At 63.1% G+C, this 20427-nt stretch carries 17 protein-coding genes and 2 riboswitches; of the genes, 8 read left to right on the top strand and 9 right to left on the bottom strand.

The window, feature by feature from the left end:
• Positions 1–162 precede the first annotated feature (162 nt).
• On the bottom strand, positions 163–1977 hold the full coding sequence (gene cobT, locus PQ467_RS10530) for a cobaltochelatase subunit CobT (protein WP_274173373.1): 1815 nt from the start codon (positions 1975–1977) through the stop codon (positions 163–165).
• Positions 1978–1996: 19 nt separating this feature from the next.
• Complete coding sequence (gene fsa, locus PQ467_RS10535) at positions 1997–2647, bottom strand: fructose-6-phosphate aldolase (RefSeq protein ID WP_168605231.1); 651 nt, start codon at positions 2645–2647, stop codon at positions 1997–1999.
• A 142-nt stretch (positions 2648–2789) separates the two neighbouring features.
• Between fsa and PQ467_RS10540 the strand changes: the two genes are divergently transcribed.
• Complete coding sequence (locus PQ467_RS10540; RefSeq protein WP_274173374.1) at positions 2790–4961, top strand: primosomal protein N'; 2172 nt, start codon at positions 2790–2792, stop codon at positions 4959–4961.
• On the opposite strand, the gene ada is transcribed toward PQ467_RS10540, so the two are convergent.
• A complete protein-coding gene (gene ada / locus PQ467_RS10545) occupies positions 4946–5974 on the bottom strand; it encodes a bifunctional DNA-binding transcriptional regulator/O6-methylguanine-DNA methyltransferase Ada (RefSeq protein ID WP_274173375.1) in 1029 nt (342 codons plus the stop codon). The genes PQ467_RS10540 and ada overlap by 16 nt on opposite strands.
• Positions 5975–6260: 286 nt before the next feature.
• On the opposite strand from ada, the gene PQ467_RS10550 reads away from it, so the two are divergent.
• The 5 genes from PQ467_RS10550 (at position 6261) to PQ467_RS10570 (ending at position 11041) form a co-directional block, all read left to right on the top strand.
• A complete protein-coding gene (locus PQ467_RS10550; RefSeq protein WP_274173376.1) occupies positions 6261–6815 on the top strand; it encodes a F0F1 ATP synthase subunit delta in 555 nt (184 codons plus the stop codon).
• A gap of 66 nt (positions 6816–6881) precedes the next feature.
• A complete protein-coding gene (atpA, locus tag PQ467_RS10555; RefSeq protein ID WP_274173377.1) occupies positions 6882–8411 on the top strand; it encodes a F0F1 ATP synthase subunit alpha in 1530 nt (509 codons plus the stop codon).
• Between the two features lie 30 nt (positions 8412–8441).
• Positions 8442–9314, top strand: coding sequence for a F0F1 ATP synthase subunit gamma (locus tag PQ467_RS10560; RefSeq protein ID WP_274173378.1), 873 nt, complete (start codon positions 8442–8444; stop codon positions 9312–9314).
• Positions 9315–9343: 29 nt separating this feature from the next.
• A complete protein-coding gene (gene atpD / locus PQ467_RS10565) occupies positions 9344–10780 on the top strand; it encodes a F0F1 ATP synthase subunit beta (RefSeq protein ID WP_274173379.1) in 1437 nt (478 codons plus the stop codon).
• A 3-nt stretch (positions 10781–10783) separates the two neighbouring features.
• Positions 10784–11041: an ATP synthase F1 subunit epsilon gene (locus PQ467_RS10570; protein WP_274173380.1), complete on the top strand. Its 258-nt coding sequence runs from the start codon at positions 10784–10786 to the stop codon at positions 11039–11041.
• Positions 11042–11354: 313 nt separating this feature from the next.
• Here PQ467_RS10570 and PQ467_RS10575 read toward each other — a convergent pair whose 3' ends face one another.
• On the bottom strand, positions 11355–11696 hold the full coding sequence (locus tag PQ467_RS10575) for an HNH endonuclease (RefSeq protein WP_274173381.1): 342 nt from the start codon (positions 11694–11696) through the stop codon (positions 11355–11357).
• A gap of 114 nt (positions 11697–11810) precedes the next feature.
• Between PQ467_RS10575 and PQ467_RS10580 the strand changes: the two genes are divergently transcribed.
• Together PQ467_RS10580 and PQ467_RS10585 are read left to right on the top strand one after the other, a co-directional pair.
• Positions 11811–13325 (top strand): CpaF family protein, encoded by a 1515-nt coding sequence (locus PQ467_RS10580; RefSeq protein ID WP_274173382.1) that lies wholly within the window; start codon positions 11811–11813, stop codon positions 13323–13325.
• Positions 13326–13414: 89 nt separating this feature from the next.
• On the top strand, positions 13415–14320 hold the full coding sequence (locus tag PQ467_RS10585) for a DMT family transporter (RefSeq protein ID WP_274173383.1): 906 nt from the start codon (positions 13415–13417) through the stop codon (positions 14318–14320).
• A 49-nt stretch (positions 14321–14369) separates the two neighbouring features.
• Here the strand turns inward: PQ467_RS10585 and gcvPB are convergent, their stop codons facing one another.
• The 5 genes from gcvPB to PQ467_RS10610 form a co-directional block, all read right to left on the bottom strand.
• A complete protein-coding gene (gcvPB, locus tag PQ467_RS10590; RefSeq protein WP_274173384.1) occupies positions 14370–15923 on the bottom strand; it encodes an aminomethyl-transferring glycine dehydrogenase subunit GcvPB in 1554 nt (517 codons plus the stop codon).
• Positions 15923–17278, bottom strand: coding sequence for an aminomethyl-transferring glycine dehydrogenase subunit GcvPA (gene gcvPA / locus PQ467_RS10595; protein ID WP_274173385.1), 1356 nt, complete (start codon positions 17276–17278; stop codon positions 15923–15925). Before gcvPA ends, gcvPB begins: the two co-directional genes overlap by 1 nt.
• Before the next feature lie 6 nt (positions 17279–17284).
• Positions 17285–17656, bottom strand: a complete 372-nt coding sequence (gcvH, locus tag PQ467_RS10600) for a glycine cleavage system protein GcvH (protein ID WP_274173386.1) — start codon at positions 17654–17656, stop codon at positions 17285–17287.
• Complete coding sequence (gcvT, locus tag PQ467_RS10605) at positions 17653–18855, bottom strand: glycine cleavage system aminomethyltransferase GcvT (RefSeq protein ID WP_443192940.1); 1203 nt, start codon at positions 18853–18855, stop codon at positions 17653–17655. The genes gcvH and gcvT overlap by 4 nt, the downstream gene beginning before the upstream one ends.
• Before the next feature lie 33 nt (positions 18856–18888).
• Positions 18889–19005: riboswitch (glycine riboswitch) on the bottom strand.
• A riboswitch (glycine riboswitch) is annotated at positions 19006–19106 on the bottom strand.
• 103 nt (positions 19107–19209) lie between these two features.
• Complete coding sequence (locus tag PQ467_RS10610) at positions 19210–20370, bottom strand: deoxyguanosinetriphosphate triphosphohydrolase (protein WP_274173387.1); 1161 nt, start codon at positions 20368–20370, stop codon at positions 19210–19212.
• Between the last annotated feature and the right edge of the window lie 57 nt (positions 20371–20427).

Consider the following 20427-nt stretch of genomic DNA (forward strand, 5'->3'; position numbering starts at 1 on the left):
CGACCTGCACCGGCGCCGGGGACTGCGCCAAAAGAATGCCGGAAGAAAGCGCAGAGCAGCAAACCGCCAAGCGCAAAAATGCCTTAGTCATCAAATGATAGCCCCCAGATATGATGGAGGCTATCGCCCAATTTCATCTTTGGCAATTGGCAAAAATGTAAATCAATCGTCCTCGAACAATCCGGCCAATTGCTCGATCATCGTGCCGCCCAATTGCTCGACATCCATGATCGTCACCGCGCGGCGATAATAGCGCGTGACGTCATGGCCGATACCAATGGCAACCAATTGCACCGGCGACTTGTTCTCGATCCAGCCGATCACGCGGCGTAGGTGGCCTTCGAGATAGCCCGCCGCATTGACCGACAGCGTGGAGTCATCGACCGGCGCGCCATCGGAAATCACCATCAGGATGCGCCGATCCTCAGGCCGCGAGAGCAGACGGTCATGCGCCCATTTCAGCGCCTCGCCGTCGATGTTCTCCTTGAGCAGCCCCTCGCGCATCATCAGGCCGAGATTCTTGCGCGCACGACGCCACGGTTCATCAGCCTTTTTATAAACAATGTGCCGTAAGTCATTGAGACGGCCCGGATGCGCAGGCTTGCCCGCCGCCAGCCACGCCTCACGCGATTGCCCGCCCTTCCACGCGCGGGTGGTAAAACCGAGGATCTCGGTCTTGACCCCGCAGCGCTCCAATGTGCGCGCCAGAACGTCAGCCGAAATCGCGGCGATAGAAATCGGCCGCCCGCGCATCGAACCCGAATTGTCGATCAACAGCGTGACAATCGTGTCCTTGAACTCGACATCGCGCTCGACCTTGTAGCTGAGCGAGGAACCGGGCGCGACGACGATGCGCGACAGGCGCGCCGCATCGAGAATGCCCTCTTCCTGATCGAAGTCCCAGCTGCGGTTCTGCTGGGCCATCAGGCGCCGCTGAAGCCGGTTGGCCAGACGCGTGACGATGCCCTGCAAACCCTTCAACTGCGCATCCAGATAGGTGCGCAGACGAGTCAGTTCATCATCGTCGCACAGGTCATGCGCGGCGACAACCTCGTCATATTTCTCGGAAAAGACCTTGTAATCAAAGTCATTGGGCAATTCGGTCCAAGGGCGGTTCGGGCGGGTGGGCAGCATGCCCTCCTCGCTGTCCTCGCCCTCATCGTCCATCTCGCCCTGATCTTCGATCTCGCTCTGCTGGTCGCTGTCGCCCTGCTCGTCGCCCTGGCTGCGGTCGGCGGCCATTTCGACAGGCTGCTGCTCCTGACCCGGCTGATCCTCGTCCTGCTGCTCTTCCTTGTCCTGCTCGGCCTCTTCGTTGTCCTCATCCTCGCCGGGTTCGTCCACGGCTTCGGGCTGGGTCAATTCCAGATGGCGCAGCATGTCCAGGGCTAGGCTCTGAAACGCCTTCTGATCACCCAGCTTGTCGGCAAGAGCAGCAATATCCCCGCCCGCCTTGTCCTCGATAAAGGCACGGCGCATTTCCACGCCGCCTTTCGCCATTTCCGGGATCGGCTGGCCGGTCAGTTTCTCGCGCAGAATCAGCGCCAGCGCGGTATGCAGCGGCACCTGCTCGGCGCGTTCGGCGCGGGCGATGGCGTCGGTTGCCATCCGCATATCCAGCGCCGCGCCCAGATTTTCGCGCATTCCGGCATAGTCATTGGCCCCGAGCGCCTCAAAGCGCACGGTTTCCACCGCATCATAGGCGGCGCGGGCCACCGGTTCGGTCGGCGCATTCTTGCGGTGCAGCACCTCATTATGGTGCTTCAATCGCAGCGCATAGGAATCGGCGAAACCGCGCGCCTCCATGGCGGCTGCGCGCGGGATGCCCCGCCCCGGCATGGGCACACGAAAAGTCGTGCCCGTCTGGCTGGGGTTGTCGGGGCTCCAGTTCACCTCAATGTCGCCCCGCTCGGCAATTGCCCGCGAGGCGCCGGTCAGCGCAGCCTTGAAGCGGTCGAGAGGAGTGTCCTCGGCCAATGTCTATCCCTTGATTCTATTAAAGGCTTTGGCCCGTCTTGGCCCAGTCAGCCATGAAGCCTTCAATGCCCTTGTCCGTCAAGACATGCTTGACCAAACCCTTGATGACGGCGGGCGGCGCGGTCATCACGTCGGCGCCGATGCGCGCGCATTCCAGAACATGCACGCCGTGACGGATCGAGGCCGCCAGAATTTCGGTGGCATAGTTGTAGTTGTCATAGATCAGGCGAATGTCGCGGATCAGTTCAAGGCCATCAAAGCCATTGTCATCATGACGGCCGATGAAGGGCGAGATGAACGAAGCGCCGGCCTTCGCAGCCAGCAGCGCCTGATTGGCCGAGAAGCACAGGGTCACGTTCACCTTGGTGCCGTCGCCCGTCAGCGCCTTGCAGGTCTTGAGACCATCGATGGTCAGCGGCACCTTGATGCAGACATTGTCGGCGATCTTGCGCAGGATTTCGGCTTCGCGCATCATGCCTTCGTGGTCGAGAGCGATGACTTCGGCCGAAACCGGGCCATCGACGATGCCGCAGATTTCCTTGGTGACTTCCAGGAAATCACGGCCCGACTTGGCGATCAGCGAAGGGTTGGTGGTCACGCCATCCAGCAGGCCCGTGGCGGCAAGTTCCTTGATGTCGTTGATTTCTGCGGTGTCGACGAAAAACTTCATGGGTGGTCCCCTGATTGGCGCGCGCCCACAAAGGGTGCGATTCTGTAAAGCGGCTGAGGACCGCCTATAGGCAGGTGCGGCGCGATACCCAACCCCCTTTACTGGCCTTGCGGTTCCTATGCACCCGCCCCATAGGGAAGCCATGACCCGCGCCCGCCTGCTTGTGATGAATTCCGCCCTGCCGGTGCTGGATTACCGCGTGCCTCATGGCATGGAGGTCGAACACGGCAGCGTGGTGATCGCTCCGCTTGGCCCCCGGCAAGTGATGGGCATCGTGTGGGAGGCCGACCGCCTGCCCGGTGACGAAGTGGGCGACAATCGGCTGCGGCCCTTGCTTTCGGTGCTGCCGGTGCCGCCCTTGCCTGCGGCTTTGCGGCGGCTGATCGAATGGACTTCGGATTATTATTGCGCCTCGCTGGCCTCGGTGGCGCGGATGGCTTTGTCCTCCACGGCCGCGTTGCAGGGCGGGCGGATGATGACCGAATATCGGTTAAACCCTGATGCCGAGCCGCCAAAGCGCCTGACACCCCAACGCGCCGCCGCGCTGGAGGCTTTGCAAGGCGCGCAGGGCACTTTGCGCGAACTGGCCGAGGCGGCGGGCGTGACCGAGGGCGTGCTGCGCGGCATGGTCAATGGCGGGATGATGGAGACGGTGCGGGTCGATCTCGACCGGCCCTATCCGCCCGCCGATCCGGCGTTTGACCAGCCCGACCTGTCCGAGGGCCAGCAGGAGGCCGCCGACCAGATGGTCGATGCGGTGCGTGGCGGCGCGTTTGCCCCCTTCCTGCTGGACGGCGTGACCGGATCGGGCAAGACCGAGACCTATTTCGAGGCCGTGGCCGAGGCGATCCGGTTGGGGCGGCAGGTTCTGGTGATGCTGCCCGAAATCGCGTTGACACAGAATTTCCTGCGCCGGTTTGAGGCCCGCTTCGGCGTGGAGCCGGTGCTGTGGCACTCGTCCCTCAAATCCGCCGAGCGCCGCCGGGCATGGCGCGCGATTGCCGGGGGTCAGGCGCAGGTGGTGGTCGGCGCGCGTTCGGCTTTGTTCCTGCCTTTCCCGCGCCTCGGCCTGATCGTGGTGGATGAGGCCCATGAGGTCTCGTTCAAGCAGGATGATGGCGTGCGCTATAATGCGCGCGATGTGGCGGTGATTCGCGCCAGGTTTGAGAAAATTCCGGTTGTGTTGGCCAGCGCCACGCCTGCGCTGGAAAGTCTTACGCTGGCCGAGGCGGGCGTATACAAGCGGATCATCCTGCCCGACCGCTTCGGCGGGGCGCAATTGCCCGATATTCACATCATCAATCTGATCCAGCATCCGCCCGAGCGAAACCACTGGATTTCGCCGCCTCTGGTTAAAAAGCTGGTGGAGCGGCTGGAGAAGGGCGAGCAGTCGCTGCTGTTCCTCAACCGGCGCGGCTATGCGCCGCTGACGCTGTGCCGGGCCTGCGGCCATCGGTTTCAATGCGATACGTGCAGCGCATGGCTGGTCGAACACCGCCTCTCGCGCCGCCTAGCCTGCCACCATTGCGGTCAGGAGCAGCCGATGCCCACCGCCTGCCCCGAATGCGGCGAGGCGGATTGCCTTGTCGCCTGCGGCCCCGGCGTGGAGCGCATCGCCGATGAAGTGGCGCAAATCCTGCCCGAGGCCCGCGTGGCGCTGGTGACCTCGGACACGATGAATACGCCGGACAAGGTGGCCGAATTTGTGGCGGCGGCCGAAAACAAGATGATCGACGTGATCGTCGGCACGCAATTGGTGACCAAGGGCTATCACTTTCCCGACCTGACGCTGGTGGGGGTGATCGATGCCGATCTTGGCCTTGAGGGCGGCGATCTGCGCGCGGGCGAGCGGTCCTATCAACAGATCGCGCAGGTGGCCGGGCGCGCGGGGCGCGGCGAAAAGCCGGGCGAGGTGCTGATCCAGACCCGCCACCCCACCGCGCCCGTCATCGCCGCGCTGGCGGCTGGCGACCGCGATGCCTTCTATGAGGCCGAGGCCGAGGGCCGCCGCCATGCGGGCGCGCCGCCCTTTGGCCGCTGGGCCGCGATCATCGTATCGAGCGAAGAAGAATCCGAGGCCAAGGAGGCCGCCCGCGCGATTGGCGGCACGCGGCCCAACCTGCCCGATGTGGCGATCCTCGGCCCTGCGCCCGCGCCTTTGTCCTTGCTGCGCGGGCGTTATCGCTATCGCCTGCTGGTCAATGCAAAACGCAGTGCGGAATTGCAGAAGGTGCTGCGCGAATGGCTGGGCGCGCTCAAATTCCCGCAAGGGGTGCGGGTCAGCATCGACATCGACCCCTATTCCTTTGTGTAAACGCCCTCGCGGGCCAGCAATTCCTTCTTCACCCCCTCGCCCCAGGCATAGCCGCCCAGCGCGCCATCGCCCCGGATGACCCGGTGGCAGGGAATCAGCACGGCCACGCGATTGGCCCCATTGGCGCTGCCCGCCGCGCGGCAGGCGGCGGGGCGACCAATCGCGGCGGCCAGTTCGGCATAGGAACGCGTCTCGCCCGCCGGGATCTGGCGCAGGGCGGCCCAGACGGCCTCCTGAAAGGCGGTGCCGCGCACGTCCAGGGGAATGTCCGATGCCTCGCCGGGCACCTCCACGGCGCTTAAAACCCGCGCAAAGAGGGCCTTGAACGCCTCACTTCCTTCGACCAGTTCGGCTCTGGGAAACAGCGCGCGCAAATCCTCCTCCCCCACGCCAAAGGCCAGACGGCAGATCCCGCGATCGGTGGCCGCGACCAGCATGGTGCCCAGAGTGGTGGGCATCACCGCCCAATGAATGGTGACGCCCTCGCCACCCTTGACCCATGCCGACGGGGTCATGCCCATGCGCTCCTTTGCGTTGCGATAGAAAGTGGATGGCCCGCCAAAGCCCGAGGCATAGATCGCCTCGGTCACGGATTGCTGCCCCAGCATTTGCTCCGCACGCTCGATCCGGCGGGCGCGGGCATAGGCGGCGGGCGACAGGCCGGTGGCCCGTTTGAAGATTCGCTGGAAATGCGACGGGCTGTACCCGGTCGCGTCGGCCAGTTCGATAAGGGAGGGCGCATCATCAGCCATCATGCGCAGCGCCGCCTCGACCGCCGCGCCGTCGCGCCCGGCCTCATCCGGGCGGCATCGCAGGCAAGGGCGGAAACCATCGGCACGCGCCGCATCGCCATCGGCAAAGAATCGGACGTGATCGCGCGATGGTCGCCGCGCCGGGCAGGAAGGCCGACAATAGATTCCCGTGGTCGAAACCGCGAAAACAAAGCGGCCATCGGCTTCTTTGTCGCGCCCCACCACGTTTTCCCAAAAAACTTCTGTTTGATCGCTGTCCATGGATATCTGCCTAGCACAGGTGCGCGAGCAGCGCTTCCCGCCCCTTGCGATCAAAGTTTTTTCGGGCAAACTGACGCATAGGAATGCATTACGCATTTCTCAGACAAACGGGCCGACCTGGCGCTCGAACATGGACTTTGGAATCAGGTGGCAATGGGCCGCTTGCATCGCGCGGTAATCGTCGCTATGCGCGCCGCCCAAGGGGGACAGATACGCAGTTTAACCCTGCGTGTCCTTTCCTTTACGAACCGGCATAGAGCCTTCCGGCAAGAGGGGACGTAAAAGCGTGGACAATTCCGCCGGCATTACTGCCAGTCTTCAGGGGCGCTACGCGTCCGCCCTGTTTGAACTGGCGCAGGATTTGGGCGTGGTAAGCGCCGTGGAAGCGGACCTTGAGGCTTTGGGTGCGGCAATTGCCGAATCCGACGACCTGTCCGCCCTGATTCGCAATCCGCAGATCAGCCGCGATGCGGCTGGCCGTGCGGTCGAGGGTGTGGCCGGGGTCCTTGGCCTTGGCGATGTTACCCGCAAATTCCTTGGCGTGCTGGCTGCTGGCCGCCGCCTTTCGGCCCTGCCCGACATTCTTCGCGCCTTTTCCGCCATCGCGGCGGCCGCGCGCGGCGAAGTGACGGCGCAGGTGACCAGCGCCCACCCGCTGAGCGACGATCAGCTGGCCGCCCTGTCGGGCAAGCTGGCGGCTCGTGAAGGCAAGGCCATCAAGCTGAAGACCAGCGTCGATCCGGAACTGCTTGGCGGTCTGGTGGTGCGCATCGGCAGCCAGCAGATCGACAGCTCGATCCGCACCCGTCTCAATTCTCTCGCCCAAAAGATGAGGGGCTAACAGGCCCCTCCTAAAGGGTCGATTGCGGGGCCTTGGCCCCCAACAAGGTTCGATGAAAGGCTGAACATGACAATTCGCGCCGCTGAAATCTCGAAGGTCATCAAGGACCAGATTGCCAACTTCGGCACCGAAGCCCAGGTTTCGGAAGTCGGCTCCGTGCTCTCGGTGGGTGACGGCATTGCCCGCATCCACGGTCTGGATCAGGTCCAGGCCGGTGAAATGGTGGAATTCGCCAATGGCGTTCAGGGCATGGCCCTGAACCTGGAAGCCGACAATGTCGGCGTCGTGATCTTCGGCTCGGACAGCGAGATCAAGGAAGGCGACACCGTCAAGCGCACCGGCACCATCGTGGACGTTCCGGTGGGCAAGGGCCTGCTGGGCCGCGTGGTTGACGCGCTGGGCAACCCGATCGACGGCAAGGGCCCGATCATCTCGGACAAGCGCAGCCGCGTCGAAGTCAAGGCTCCGGGCATCATCCCCCGCAAGTCGGTCCATGAACCCGTGCAGACCGGCCTCAAGGCCATTGACGCTCTGGTTCCGGTTGGCCGCGGCCAGCGCGAACTGATCATCGGCGACCGCCAGACCGGCAAGACCGCTGTGGCGATCGACACGTTCATCAACCAGAAGGCCGTCAACGCCGGTGATGACGAATCGAAGAAGCTGTACTGCATCTACGTCGCCGTGGGTCAGAAGCGTTCGACCGTTGCCCAGATCGTGCGTCAGCTCGAAGAAAACGGCGCGATGGAATATTCGGTCGTAATCGCCGCCACCGCTTCGGAGCCCGCTCCGCTGCAGTATCTGGCGCCCTACACCGGTGCTGCCATCGGCGAATTCTTCCGCGACAACGCGATGCACGCCGTGATCGTGTATGACGACCTTTCCAAGCAGGCTGTGGCCTATCGCCAGATGTCGCTGCTGCTGCGTCGTCCTCCGGGCCGTGAAGCCTATCCCGGCGACGTGTTCTATCTCCACTCGCGTCTGCTGGAACGCGCGGCCAAGCTCAACGATGACATGGGCGCCGGTTCGCTGACCGCTCTGCCGATCATCGAAACGCAGGCGGGCGACGTGTCGGCCTACATTCCGACCAACGTGATCTCGATCACCGACGGCCAGATCTTCCTTGAAACCGGCCTGTTCTATCAGGGCGTCCGTCCGGCCATTAACGTTGGTCTGTCGGTGTCGCGCGTGGGTTCGTCGGCTCAGACCAAGGCGATGAAGAAGGTTGCCGGCTCGATCAAGCTGGAACTGGCGCAGTACCGCGAAATGGCCGCGTTTGCCCAGTTCGGCTCGGACCTCGACGCTTCGACCCAGAAGCTGCTGAACCGCGGTGCGCGTCTGACCGAGCTGCTCAAGCAGGCTCAGTTCTCGCCGCTCGGTTTCGAAGAACAGACCTGCGTCATTTTCGCCGGCACCAACGGTTATCTGGACAGCGTTCCGGTCAACCGCGTCACCGAATATGAAGCCGAACTGCTCAGCTTCCTGCGTTCGCAGCATGGCGACCTGCTCGACCTGATCCGCAACACCAAGGATCTGGGCGACGAAGCGAAGGGCAAGCTCAAGGCGGCTCTCGACGCCTTCGCCAAGCAGTTCGCTTAAGTCCGGTCTAGCTACGAAAGGTAGTTGGCAATGGCCAGCCTTAAGGAACTCAAAGGCCGGATCAACTCGGTCAAGTCGACCCAGAAGATCACCAAGGCCAAGCAGATGGTCGCGGCGGCGAAACTGCGCAAGGCGCAGTCCGCTGCCGAGGCCGCGCGCCCCTATGCATCGCGGCTGGCCGGTGTTGTCGCCAGCCTCGCCTCGCGCATTGTGGTCAGCGAAAGCAGCCCCAAGCTGCTGGCCGGTACCGGCAAGGATGCGGTGCATCTGCTGGTGGTGGCCAATTCGGACCGTGGTCTGTGCGGCGCCTTCAACTCGAACATCGTCAAGGCAGCGCGCCTGAAGGCCAAGGCTCTGGAAGCCGAAGGCAAGAAGGTGCAGTTCTACCTGATCGGTCGCAAGGGCCGCGCGGTTATCCGCCGCGAATTCCCCAACGCGATCATCGGCGGCTTTGATACCACGACCGTTCGTGAAGCAGGCTATGCCGAAGCCGATGCCATCGCTGCCGAACTGGTGGCGCTGTATGATGCAGGCAAGTTTGACGTAGCGCATCTGTTCTTCAGCCGTTTCCGCAGCGCCCTGCTGCAGGAGCCGACCGAGCAGCAGATCATCCCGGTGCCCGCGCCCAAGTCGGCGGTGGCGGCGGATTCGGTGGTCGAATACGAGCCGGAGGAGGAGGAAATCCTCAGCCAGCTGCTGCCGCGCTATCTCAAGACGCAGATTTTCGGCGCCTTGCTGGAAAATGCGGCCAGCGAGCAGGGTGCATCCATGACCGCCATGGATAACGCCACCCGCAACGCAGGCGACCTGATCAGCAAGCTGACCATCCAGTATAACCGCAGCCGTCAGGCCGCGATCACCACTGAACTCATCGAAATCATCGCGGGCGCCGAAGCGCTCTGACGACGACACAGCAGGCAAGGAAGAAACCCATGTCCACCAGCACTGGCAAAATTGCCCAGGTTATCGGCGCCGTCGTCGACGTTGCCTTCGACGGGGAACTCCCGGCGATTCTGACCGCTCTGGAAACCGACAATAACGGGAACCGTCTGGTTCTCGAAGTTGCTCAGCACCTTGGCGAAAACACCGTCCGCACCATCGCGATGGACGCCACCGAAGGCCTGACGCGCGGCCAGACCGTGACCAGCACCGGCGCGCAGATCTCGGTGCCGGTTGGCCCCAAGACGCTGGGCCGCATCATGAACGTCGTGGGCGATCCCATCGACGAACGTGGCCCGGTCGGCGCCGATCAGGTTGCCCCGATCCACGCCAAGGCCCCGGAATTCATCGACCAGTCGACCGAAGCCGCGATCCTCGTGACCGGCATCAAGGTCATCGACCTTCTGGCCCCCTATGCCAAGGGCGGCAAGATCGGTCTGTTCGGCGGCGCGGGCGTTGGCAAGACGGTTCTCATTCAGGAACTGATCAACAACATCGCCAAGGGCCACGGCGGCGTGTCGGTGTTTGCGGGCGTGGGTGAGCGCACCCGCGAAGGCAACGACCTTTACCACGAATTCCTCGACGCCGGCGTTATCGCCAAGGACGCCGAAGGCAATCCGACCCCGGATGGCTCGAAGGTGGCTCTGGTGTTCGGCCAGATGAACGAACCGCCGGGTGCCCGCGCTCGCGTTGCTCTGTCGGGTCTGACCATGGCTGAATACTTCCGCGACCAGGAAGGCCAGGACGTGCTGTTCTTCGTGGACAACATCTTCCGATTCACGCAGGCCGGTTCCGAAGTGTCGGCTCTGCTGGGCCGTATTCCCTCGGCCGTGGGTTATCAGCCCACCCTGTCGACCGACATGGGCGCGCTGCAGGAACGCATCACCTCGACCACCAAGGGTTCGATCACCTCGGTTCAGGCCATTTACGTTCCCGCGGACGACCTTACCGACCCGGCTCCTGCCACCTCGTTCGCCCACTTGGACGCCACGACCACGCTGAACCGTGCGATTTCGGAACTCGGCATCTATCCCGCGGTTGACCCGCTCGACTCGACCTCGCGCGTGCTGACGCCCGCCGTTGTCGGTCAGGAGCACTACGAAACCGCCCGCCGCGTTCAGGAAACGCTGCAGAAGTACAAGTCGCTGCAGGACATCATCGCGATCCTGGGTATGGACGAGCTTTCGGAAGAAGATAAGCTCACCGTGGCCCGCGCCCGCAAGATCCAGCGCTTCCTGTCGCAGCCCTTCCACGTGGCCGAAGTGTTCACCGGCATCAGCGGCAAGTTCGTGCAGGTCGAAGACACCGTCCGTTCGTTCAAGGCGGTTGTGGACGGCGAATACGACCACCTGCCCGAAGCGGCCTTCTACATGGTTGGCGGCATCGACGAAGCGGTCGAAAAGGCCAAGAAGCTGGCTGCGGAGGCCTAAGCCATGGCCCTGCATTTCGAACTCGTCACGCCTGCGCGTCTGGTCCGGTCCGAGGAAGTCCACATGGTGGTCGTCCCCGGTTCGGAAGGCGAGTTCGGCGTGCTGGAGGGCCACGCGCCCTTCCTGTCGACCATCAACGACGGCACCGTTAAAGTCTACAAGAGCGAAAACGCCGCTCCCGAAGAAATCGCCATTGCCGGCGGTTTTGCGGAAGTGACCCCCAAGGGCCTGACCGTTTTGGCGGAAAAGCTGGTGGGGTAATCGGGTAAAACCGAAACGCTCTTGCGACTGACAGATTGAGGCCGGGAAAGTGGAAGATCCATTTTCCCGGCCTTTTTCCATATCATCTTAAAGGCGGGCAACCTTCCCCCACAGTTCACGGGCATCCTTGAAAATACAGTCAGATTCGGGAAAGCTCTTCAAATAACCGGAATTTGGCTGGGTTTTCGATTTGATAAGATGGCCGGTCGGATAACCCATGTTCCGAATTTGCACTTGGCCCACACCGGCCAGGGCGAAACCTCTTGGTGTGCCATCACATCAAATGCCATCAGCATGAAAATCGAACCCAACACTATCGGTTTCCTTTCTTTGCCGTTGGCGCATGGAAATTGGGATCTTTGCCTGCCACCCAGGCTAAAAACTTCGCCACGGCCCCATTCACGCGCAGCGCCTCCAGATCATTACCTATGCGCGCAAGTTCGGCATTCGTAAAATTGGTGTGCAAAGCGCGATGGCAAATGGGGTGAACCGGGACGACCTGCCGCCCGCCTCGTGATTTGGGGATGGGGTGATGCCATTCGATGCGGTCGCCCAACGCCCTTTGGCAAAGCCAGCAAATCGGCGTTCCGGCGGTGTTGGGCGGATCAATTACCTCGCCGTAATCGGTATTTGCCCGTGTTCGGCGCCTCGCCATTAGGAAATCCTCAAAGTTTCCATTCTATTCACTCTGTCTGATTGGCACAGGCTGGCTGCGTTCTCAAAGGGCCACAGGGGCAGTCTGTTCGGTTTGCAAAGGATTTGAGGCAAGATGAGCGCATTTGGTCGACGCACTGGCCCCGGCAGCTTCGGCGCTGGCGCAAGGCCGCAGTTCGGCGTGGCGCGACCGATGCGGGCCGATGGTTTGCCGACGGGCGCGCCGCCGCCGCCTTCGGGCGGGGAGCAGTTCCCGCCCCTGCCCGCCGAAGCCGACATGCCGATGGAGAGCCGGGGCGGCGATGCCATGGCACGCCTTGCCGAGCGGATGAATTCGACCGTCGAATCCACCCGTCAGGCCGAAGGCTTTGAGGCCAGCGTTCACAAGATCAAGGAGCAGGTGCTGCCCCGCCTGCTGGAGCGCGTTGACCCGGAAGCCGCCGCTACGCTAACCAAGGATGAACTGGCCGAGGAATTCCGCCCGATCATCATGGAGGTGCTGGCCGAATTGAAGATCACGCTGAACCGGCGCGAGCAATTCGCGCTGGAAAAGGTGCTGATCGACGAATTGCTCGGCTTTGGCCCGCTTGAGGAATTGCTGAACGACCCCGACGTGTCCGACATCATGGTCAACGGCCCGGACCAGACCTATATTGAAAAGAAGGGCAAACTTCAGCTTTCCACGATCCGGTTCCGCGACGAACAGCACCTGTTCCAGATCGCCCAGCGCATCGTCAATCAGGTCGGCCGCCGCGTTGACCAGACCACGCCGCTGGCCGACGCCCGATTGAAGGACGGCAGCCGCGTGAACGTGATCGTGCCGCCGCTGTCTTTGCGCGGCACGGCGATCTCTATCCGTAAGTTTTCCGAAAAGCCGATCACGATCGATATGCTGCGCGATTTCGGATCGATGAATGACCGCATGGCCACCGCGCTGAAAATCGCGGGCGCGTGTCGGATGAACATCGTGATTTCGGGCGGCACGGGTTCGGGCAAGACCACGATGCTCAACGCGCTGTCGAAGATGATCGATCCGGGCGAGCGCGTGCTGACCATCGAGGACGCGGCCGAATTGCGCCTGCAACAGCCGCACTGGCTGCCGCTGGAAACGCGCCCGCCCAACCTTGAAGGGCAAGGCGCGATCACCATTGGCGACCTTGTGAAAAACGCCCTGCGTATGCGCCCCGACCGCATCATCCTGGGCGAAATTCGCGGCGCGGAATGTTTCGATCTGCTGGCGGCGATGAACACCGGCCACGATGGCTCGATGTGTACGCTCCACGCCAATTCCCCGCGCGAATGCCTTGGCCGTATGGAAAACATGATCCTGATGGGCGACATCAAGATCCCAAAGGAGGCCATCAGCCGCCAGATCGCCGAGTCGGTCGATCTCATCGTTCAGGTCAAACGCCTGCGCGATGGCAGCCGCCGCACCACCAACATCACCGAGGTGATCGGGATGGAGGGCGATGTGATCGTCACGCAGGAATTGTTCAAATTCGAATATCTGGACGAAACCGACGACGGCAAGATCATCGGCGAATGGCGCTCATCGGGCCTGCGTCCCTATACGCTGGAAAAGGCGCGCCAGTTCGGTTTTGACCAGACATTCCTTGAGGCCTGTCTGTAATCCAGCGCGGCGGGCCGATCCGCCCGCCCTATCGCCGGATGCCCAAAATATCGGTGCCACAATCCGCGCCAATCGGTTAAGGCGCGCGCGTGCCTCAACATCAACGCCCTTTTCTGGCGCTTGGCCTGCGCCTGATTGCCACGCTCGCGCTGGCCACGCTCTATATGATGGTCAAGCTGGTCCATCAGCACGGCGTCGCCCTGCCCGAAATCATGTTCTGGCGTCAGGCCTTGAGCATACCCTTGCTGGGCGGCTGGCTGGCGGTGCGGGGGCGGCTGTTTTCGCTCTATACAAGGCGGCTCAAAACCCACGCATTGCGCACGATCACCGGGACGATCGGCATGGTCTGCCTGTTTGGCGCCCAGGTGCTGCTGCCGCTGCCTGTGGCCACGATCCTTGGGTTTACCACGCCGCTGTTTGGCGTGCTGCTGACCGCGCTGGTGTATAAATCGCCGCCGGGGCGTTCGCGCTGGATGGCGGTGGTGCTGGGCTTTGCCGGGGTGGTGATCATCACCGCGCCGGGCGAAGGGACCTCCTTTGCGGGCGGCATTTCACCGCTGGGGCTGGCGGCGGGGCTGTGCTCGGGCTTTCTGGTCGCGATGATCAGCCTGCAGATCCGCGATCTGACCCGCACCGAAACCCCGATTGCGGTGGTCTTCTACTTCGCGCTGTTTGGCACGCTGCTGCTGCTGGCGCCGATGCTGCTGACCATGGCGCCGCATCCGCCGAGGGTCTGGGCCGAACTGTTGGCCGTGGGATTGATCGGTACGCTGGCGCAGATCTTGCTGACCGCCGCGCTGCGCTTTGGTTCGGCGGCCAGCGTGCTGGTGATGGATTATGCCACGCTGATATGGACGACGATCTATGGCTGGACGATTTTTGATCAATTGCCGCCCGCGCATACCTGGGCCGGGGCGCCGCTGATCGTGGCGGCCGGAATGATGATTGCCCTGCGCGAACATCGCCAGATCAAGGCGGCCCGCCAAACCGCATAAAAAAGGGCCGCCACGCAAGCGCAGCGGCCCCCTCCTGCGACCCTATAGCTCAGTCCTTCCAGACCAGCTTGGGCTTGCGCGCCGCGAGCGTTTCATCAACGCGCCGACGCGGTGTATAATGAGGTGCACTTTTCAGCGTGACATCCCCTGCCCTGCCCCGCTCGGCCAGCGAGCGCAGCGAGGCGATCAGGCGGTCGGTGCCCGCCTTGCTCTCGGTTTCGGTGGGTTCGACCAGCATCGCGCCATGAACCACCAGCGGGAAATAGACCGTCATCGGGTGGAAACCCTCGTCGATCAGACCCTTGGCGAGATCCAGCGTTGAGAAGCCCTCGGCCATGCCATCGTCGCTGAACAAGGCCTCGTGCATGCAGGGACCGGAGGCGGCAAAAGGCGCGTCCAGCACGTGTTCGAGCGAGCGCAGGATGTAGTTGGCGTTCAGCACCGCATCCTCGGACACCTGACGCAGACCATCGGCGCCGTGGCTGAGGATATAGGTCAGCGCGCGGGTGAACATGCCCATCTGGCCATGGAACGCGGTCATGCGGCCAAAGCTGCTGGGATGGCCGTGATCGTGCGCATCGCCTTCCTCGACCAGATGCGCGACGCCATCAGCATCGAGCGTGGCGAAAGGCAGCGGGGCAAACGGGGCCAGCGCCGCCGACAACACCACCGGACCCGAACCCGGACCGCCGCCGCCGTGGGGCGTCGAAAAGGTCTTGTGCAGGTTGATGTGCATCGCATCGATGCCAAGGTCGCCGGGGCGCACCTTGCCGACGATGGCGTTGAAATTCGCGCCGTCGCAATAGACATAGCCGCCCACACCATGCACCGCGTCCGAGATCGTCTTGAGATCGCGCTCAAACAACCCGCAGGTGTTGGGGTTGGTGATCATCACGCCCGCGATGTCCGGCCCGAGGCGCGCCGTCAGCGCGGCCACATCGACGCGGCCATCTTCGGTGGCGGGGATATTTTCCACGCGGAAACCGGCGAAGGCGGCGGTGGCCGGGTTTGTCCCATGTGCGCTTTCGGGCACCAGCACGACCGGGCGCTCTTCACCTCGCGCGTCCAGCGCGGCGCGGATGCAGAGCAACCCGCAAAGCTCACCATGCGCGCCCGCCTTGGGCGTCATGGCGACAGCAGGCATACCCGTCAGCGCCATCAGCCAGTCGGCAAGCTGCGTGATGACCTTCAAGGCGCCCTGCACCGTCTGGGTCGGCTGCAACGGGTGAACGTCGGCAAAACCAGCCATCCGCGCGACCTTTTCATTGAGGCGCGGATTGTGCTTCATCGTGCAGGAGCCGAGCGGGAACGGCCCAAGGTCGATGGCATAGTTCTGACGCGAGAGGCGCGTGTAGTGACGCACCACTTCCGGCTCGGTCAGGCCCGGCAGAGCCGGAGCCGCCTTGCGCAGGAACTTGCCCAGCGCGGGCGACGGGGCCACGTCGGCATCGTCGAAATCGACGCCATAGGTGCCGGGCGCGGCCAGTTCGAAGATCAGCTTTTCTTCAAGGTTGAGGCCATGATCGCCGCTGACCGTGGGGGGCAGGATCGCGCCTGCATCACCCATTTCCGGGCGCCAGCCCGAAGCGTTGGGAGCGTTCATCACAGCACCTCCTTCAGCGCCGCCACAAGGGCTGCAATATCTTCATCGCTCGTGCATTCCGTGGCCGTCAGCAGCAGGCCATTCGCCAACGCGGGCGTTTCGGCATATAGGCGACCAAGCGGCACGCCGCCCAGAATGTCCTTTGCCGCCAAGGCGTCGACGACCTCACGCGCATTCTTGGGCAGGACAAGCGTGAATTCGTTGAAATAGCCTTCATTCAGGACGGTAACGCCCGGAATGGCCGATACAGCCGCTGCCAAGGCTTGCGCCTTGCCATGGTTGATGCGGGCCAGACGCTCCAGACCAGCGCCGCCCAGCAGGCTCATGTGAATGCTGAAAGCCAGCGCACAAAGGCCTGAATTGGTGCAGATATTGCTGGTCGCCTTTTCGCGACGAATATGCTGTTCACGCGTCGAGAGCGTCAGCACAAAGCTGCGGCGCCCTTCGGCATCCACCGTCTCGCCGCAGAGGCGACCCGGGATCTGTCGCAGGAACTTTTCGCGGCAACCGAACAGGCCAAGATACGGTCCGCCAAATTGCAGGCCCACGCCCAGCGACTGCCCCTCACCCACGACAATATCCGCGCCCAGCGCGCCGGGAGCCTCCAGCAGACCCAGCGCCACCGGCTCCGTCACCACCGCGATCAACAGCGCGCCATGCGCCTGCGCCGCCGCGGCAATCGCGGCCAGATCGGGAATGCGGCCCAGAATATCGGGGTATTGCACCACAACCGCGCTCGTCTCGCCGTCGATGGCGGCGATGATCGCGGCATCCTGCGCATCGCCCGACAGCACCGGGGCCTGCGCCTCCAGCACGTCATCGGTGAAACGCGCCATAGTCTGCGCGGTCGCGACATAATGCGGATGCAACCCGCCGGTCAGGATCGACTTCTTCCGCTTGGTCACGCGATGCGCCATCGCAATCGCCTCCCAGCAGGCGGTCGAGCCGTCATAGAGGCTGGCGTTGGCAATATCGGTGCCGAGCAGGCGCGCAACCTGCGTCTGGAACTCGAACAGCACCTGCAAAGTGCCCTGCGCGATTTCGGGCTGATAGGGCGTATAGGCGGTCAGAAACTCGCCGCGCTGGATCAGGTGATCGACGCTGGCCGGGATATGGTGCTTGTACGCGCCCGCGCCCAGAAAAAAGGGCGCCGCGCCCGCCGAGAGATTTTCCCCGGCAAGGCGGCCCATATGGCGTTCGACCGCCATTTCACTGGCATGGCCCGGCAGGCCCGCAATGGGTCCCACCTGCAACGCCTCAGCGGGCACATCGCAAAACAGCGCGTCAATATTGTCCACGCCGATCCGCGCCAGCATCGTGGCGCGGTCGGCCGGGGTGAGAGGCAAATAGCGCATGGGCGATTAAAGCTCCGCAATATAGGCGGCGTAGGCGGCCTCATCCATCAGATCGGCCAGTTCGCCGGCGTCCGAAACGCTCATGCGCCACAGCCAGCCTTCGCTCTCCGGCGAAGTGTTGACCAGTTCGGGGGCTTCTTCGAGCGCCGGGTTGCCCTCGGTCACTTCGCCCGAAACGGGGGCGTAAACGTCGCTGGCGGCCTTGACGCTGTCCACCACGCTGGCCGTATCGCCCTTGCCCAGCGCCTTGCCCGCTTCGGGAACTTCGACAAAGGTGATGTCGCCCAGCGCGTTTTGCGCGAAATCGGTGATGCCAACGGTCGCCACATCGCCGTCAACGGAAATCCACTCGTGGTCCTTGGTGAAATAACGGGTCATTTTGCGGCTCCTTTGCGGAAATAGCGATGGGGAACAAAAGGCATGGCAGCGACCGTGGCGGGCAGCTTCTTGCCGCGCACGTCGATGAACAATTCGGTATCGGGGGCAGCCAAAGCAGCGGGCACGTCGGCCATGGCGATAGGGCAGCCGAGGCTTGGCGCGAAGCCACCAGAGGTCAGCACACCGACCTTTTCCGCGCCATTGTAAACCTCGGCGCCTTCGCGCGCGGCCTGACGGCCCGAGAGTTTCAGGCCCACGCGGACCGTCTCGGTGCCCTGCGAAAGGCCGGTCAGGATGCGGTCGGCGCCGGGAAAGCCGCCTTCGGCGCGGCGGCGCTTGGAAATGGCGAAGGACAGGCCCGCGCTGATGGGGTCGATTTCTTCATTGAGATCATGGCCATAGAGCGGCAGGCCCGCCTCCATGCGCAAGCTGTCGCGCGCGCCAAGGCCGATGGGCTTGACTGCCTCATGGGTGCAGAGCATCTCGGCCAGCGCCTCGGCGCTGTCAGCCGGGACGGCGATTTCATAACCATCCTCGCCGGTATAGCCGCTGCGGCTGATATGCAGTTCAACGCCGTTCCAGACATAGGGACCGGCCTGCATGAAGGAGAGTTGGTCCACCGGCACGATCTGCGGCTGGGCGGGCGCGATGCCGAAAGAGGCCAGCGCCTCGGCGGCGCGAGGGCCTTGCAGCGCCAGCAGGGCGAAATCGTCGCGGTGGGTCAGCGTGATGTCATCGGGCAGGAATTCACGCAGATGGCCAATGTCGTCCCACTTGGTCGCGCCATTGACGATCAGGAAAAAGCCACCAGGCCAGCGCGTGATCATCAGATCGTCGATGATCCCGCCCGTTTCATTGAGCAGCAGCGAATAGCGCTGGCGACCGATTTTCAGGATCGAAAGATCGGCGGGCATCAACGCTTCCAGCGCGGTGATGGCGTCCTGCTGGCCCTCGTCCTCGCTCGACACGACCAGTTGGCCCATATGGCTGACATCGAAAAGCCCCGCATTTTCGCGGGTCCACAGGTGTTCGCCCATGATGCCTTCGTATTGCACCGGCATCCAGTAACCGGCGAATTCGACCATCCGGCCGCCGCGCGCGCGGTGCCATGCATCCAGAGGGAGCGTGAGGGTTTCGGGGATTTCGGCTTCTTCGCCGTTTTCGAAATCGCCCGCATCAATATTGTATGTGTCGCTCACAAATCAGCCTTCCGCACAGCGTTGCACCATTCCGGTGCCCCCTCTGTCACGGAAACCTGAGAGCTTAGCCCGCGCATGGGAATGCGCAGATTTACCCCTTCGGCGGCCCCCGAACCCATTGGTCCGATTGCACTTTCCAGAGCGTCGCTATTGACCGACACGGTCCTTATTGCCTGAGAGATTCCGGGGCGGTTGCTCCTTCGGCGCCGGATAATTCTTGCGAATCACCCGAACTCTCCCGCATCGTTCAGCGACTGTTGGCTGCCTTCTCTTTTTGCGGCGCAAAAGTCAAACAGCCTGTCAGAAATTCTACCCCAATACGCATTTCTCTCCCATAATCGGGCGCAATCAGGGTCACACGTTGCTCAATCCTTCGGGCGCGGTGCCGTTGATGGCGCGATATTGCGCGATGGCGAAACGGTCGGTCATGCCTGCGATATAGTCGGCAATATGGCGGCTGCGCTGGGGTTCGTCGGCGGGCAGGCGCGCGGCCCAGTCCGACCCCATGCGCGCCGGATCTTCGCGATAGGCGGCGAACAGGCCGGCGACGACCTGATGCGCCTTTTCCGCCGTGGCCAATTGCTCGGGGTGGTAATAAAGCCGGGCATACATAAAGCGCTTCAGGCTCCGCTCAGCCTCGGCCATGGCGGGCGAGAAAGCGCAGCTGGCACATGATGCGGCGCGGATATCGGCGATCCTGGTCATGCCTTGCGTGCGGCTTTGCGTTTCGGCGATCACATCGTTGACCATGATGCCGATCTGGCTGCGCATCAACTCGCGCAATTTGCGGTCATGGGGGGCGTTGGGGTGCCTGGCCTCCACCGCGCGCCATTGCTCGGCCACGAAGGGCTGGGTCAGCAAGTCATCCAAATGCAGGAAACCGGCGCGCAAGCCGTCGTCGATATCGTGGTTATCATAGGCAATATCGTCGGCAATCGCGGCCACCTGCGCCTCAAGACAAGACCATTCGCCCAGATGCAGCGGATAGGCCGCATCCAGTTCAGCCAGAGCCCAATTGGGATGCCGCACCGGCCCGTTATGCTTGGCCAGACCCTCCAGCGTCTCCCATGTCAGGTTCAGCCCCTCATGCTCGCAATAGGGGCTTTCCAGACGCATCAACGTGCGCAATGTGTTGGCATTGTGGTCCCATCCGCCCTGCTCCTTCAACGCCTCGTCCAGAGCGTCCTCGCCGCTGTGGCCAAAGGGCGGATGGCCGATGTCATGGGCAAGGCACAGCGCCTCGGTCAGATCCTCATCCAGCCCCAGCACGCGCGCGATCACGCGGCCGATCTGGGCCACCTCAAGGCTGTGCGTAAGGCGGACGCGGTAGTGGTCACCATCGGGGGCGACAAACACCTGCGTTTTATGCCGCAAACGCCGGAACGCGATCGAATGGATGATGCGGTCGCGGTCGCGCTGATAGGGGCTGCGCGGGCCGCGGGCGATCGAGCCTTCCAGCGCGAATTCACGGCCGAGGGATTGCGATGGGTCGCAGGCCAGGGGGGATAAGGGCATCAAGGTGGGGTAGCGAAGATGGAAGGAAAAGGAAAGATGCGAGGGACTTGTCCCTCG

Source organism: Novosphingobium sp. KACC 22771 (assembly GCF_028736195.1).
In the GTDB taxonomy this organism is placed as follows: domain Bacteria; phylum Pseudomonadota; class Alphaproteobacteria; order Sphingomonadales; family Sphingomonadaceae; genus Novosphingobium.

Bases quoted from the DNA above. Each gene is read 5' to 3' on its own strand.
- PQ467_RS10570 (WP_274173380.1), top strand. From the start codon at position 10,784: ATGGCCCTGCATTTCGAACTCGTCACGCCTGCGCGTCTGGTCCGGTCC.
- gcvPB (WP_274173384.1), bottom strand. From the start codon at position 15,923: ATGAACGCTCCCAACGCTTCGGGCTGGCGCCCGGAAATGGGTGATGCA.
- atpD (WP_274173379.1), top strand. From the start codon at position 9,344: ATGTCCACCAGCACTGGCAAAATTGCCCAGGTTATCGGCGCCGTCGTC.
- fsa (WP_168605231.1), bottom strand. From the start codon at position 2,647: ATGAAGTTTTTCGTCGACACCGCAGAAATCAACGACATCAAGGAACTT.
- atpA (WP_274173377.1), top strand. From the start codon at position 6,882: ATGACAATTCGCGCCGCTGAAATCTCGAAGGTCATCAAGGACCAGATT.
- PQ467_RS10610 (WP_274173387.1), bottom strand. From the start codon at position 20,370: ATGCCCTTATCCCCCCTGGCCTGCGACCCATCGCAATCCCTCGGCCGT.
- ada (WP_274173375.1), bottom strand. From the start codon at position 5,974: ATGGACAGCGATCAAACAGAAGTTTTTTGGGAAAACGTGGTGGGGCGC.
- PQ467_RS10580 (WP_274173382.1), top strand. From the start codon at position 11,811: ATGAGCGCATTTGGTCGACGCACTGGCCCCGGCAGCTTCGGCGCTGGC.
- PQ467_RS10575 (WP_274173381.1), bottom strand. From the start codon at position 11,696: ATGGCGAGGCGCCGAACACGGGCAAATACCGATTACGGCGAGGTAATT.
- PQ467_RS10540 (WP_274173374.1), top strand. From the start codon at position 2,790: ATGACCCGCGCCCGCCTGCTTGTGATGAATTCCGCCCTGCCGGTGCTG.
- gcvPA (WP_274173385.1), bottom strand. From the start codon at position 17,278: ATGCGCTATTTGCCTCTCACCCCGGCCGACCGCGCCACGATGCTGGCG.
- gcvH (WP_274173386.1), bottom strand. From the start codon at position 17,656: ATGACCCGTTATTTCACCAAGGACCACGAGTGGATTTCCGTTGACGGC.
- PQ467_RS10560 (WP_274173378.1), top strand. From the start codon at position 8,442: ATGGCCAGCCTTAAGGAACTCAAAGGCCGGATCAACTCGGTCAAGTCG.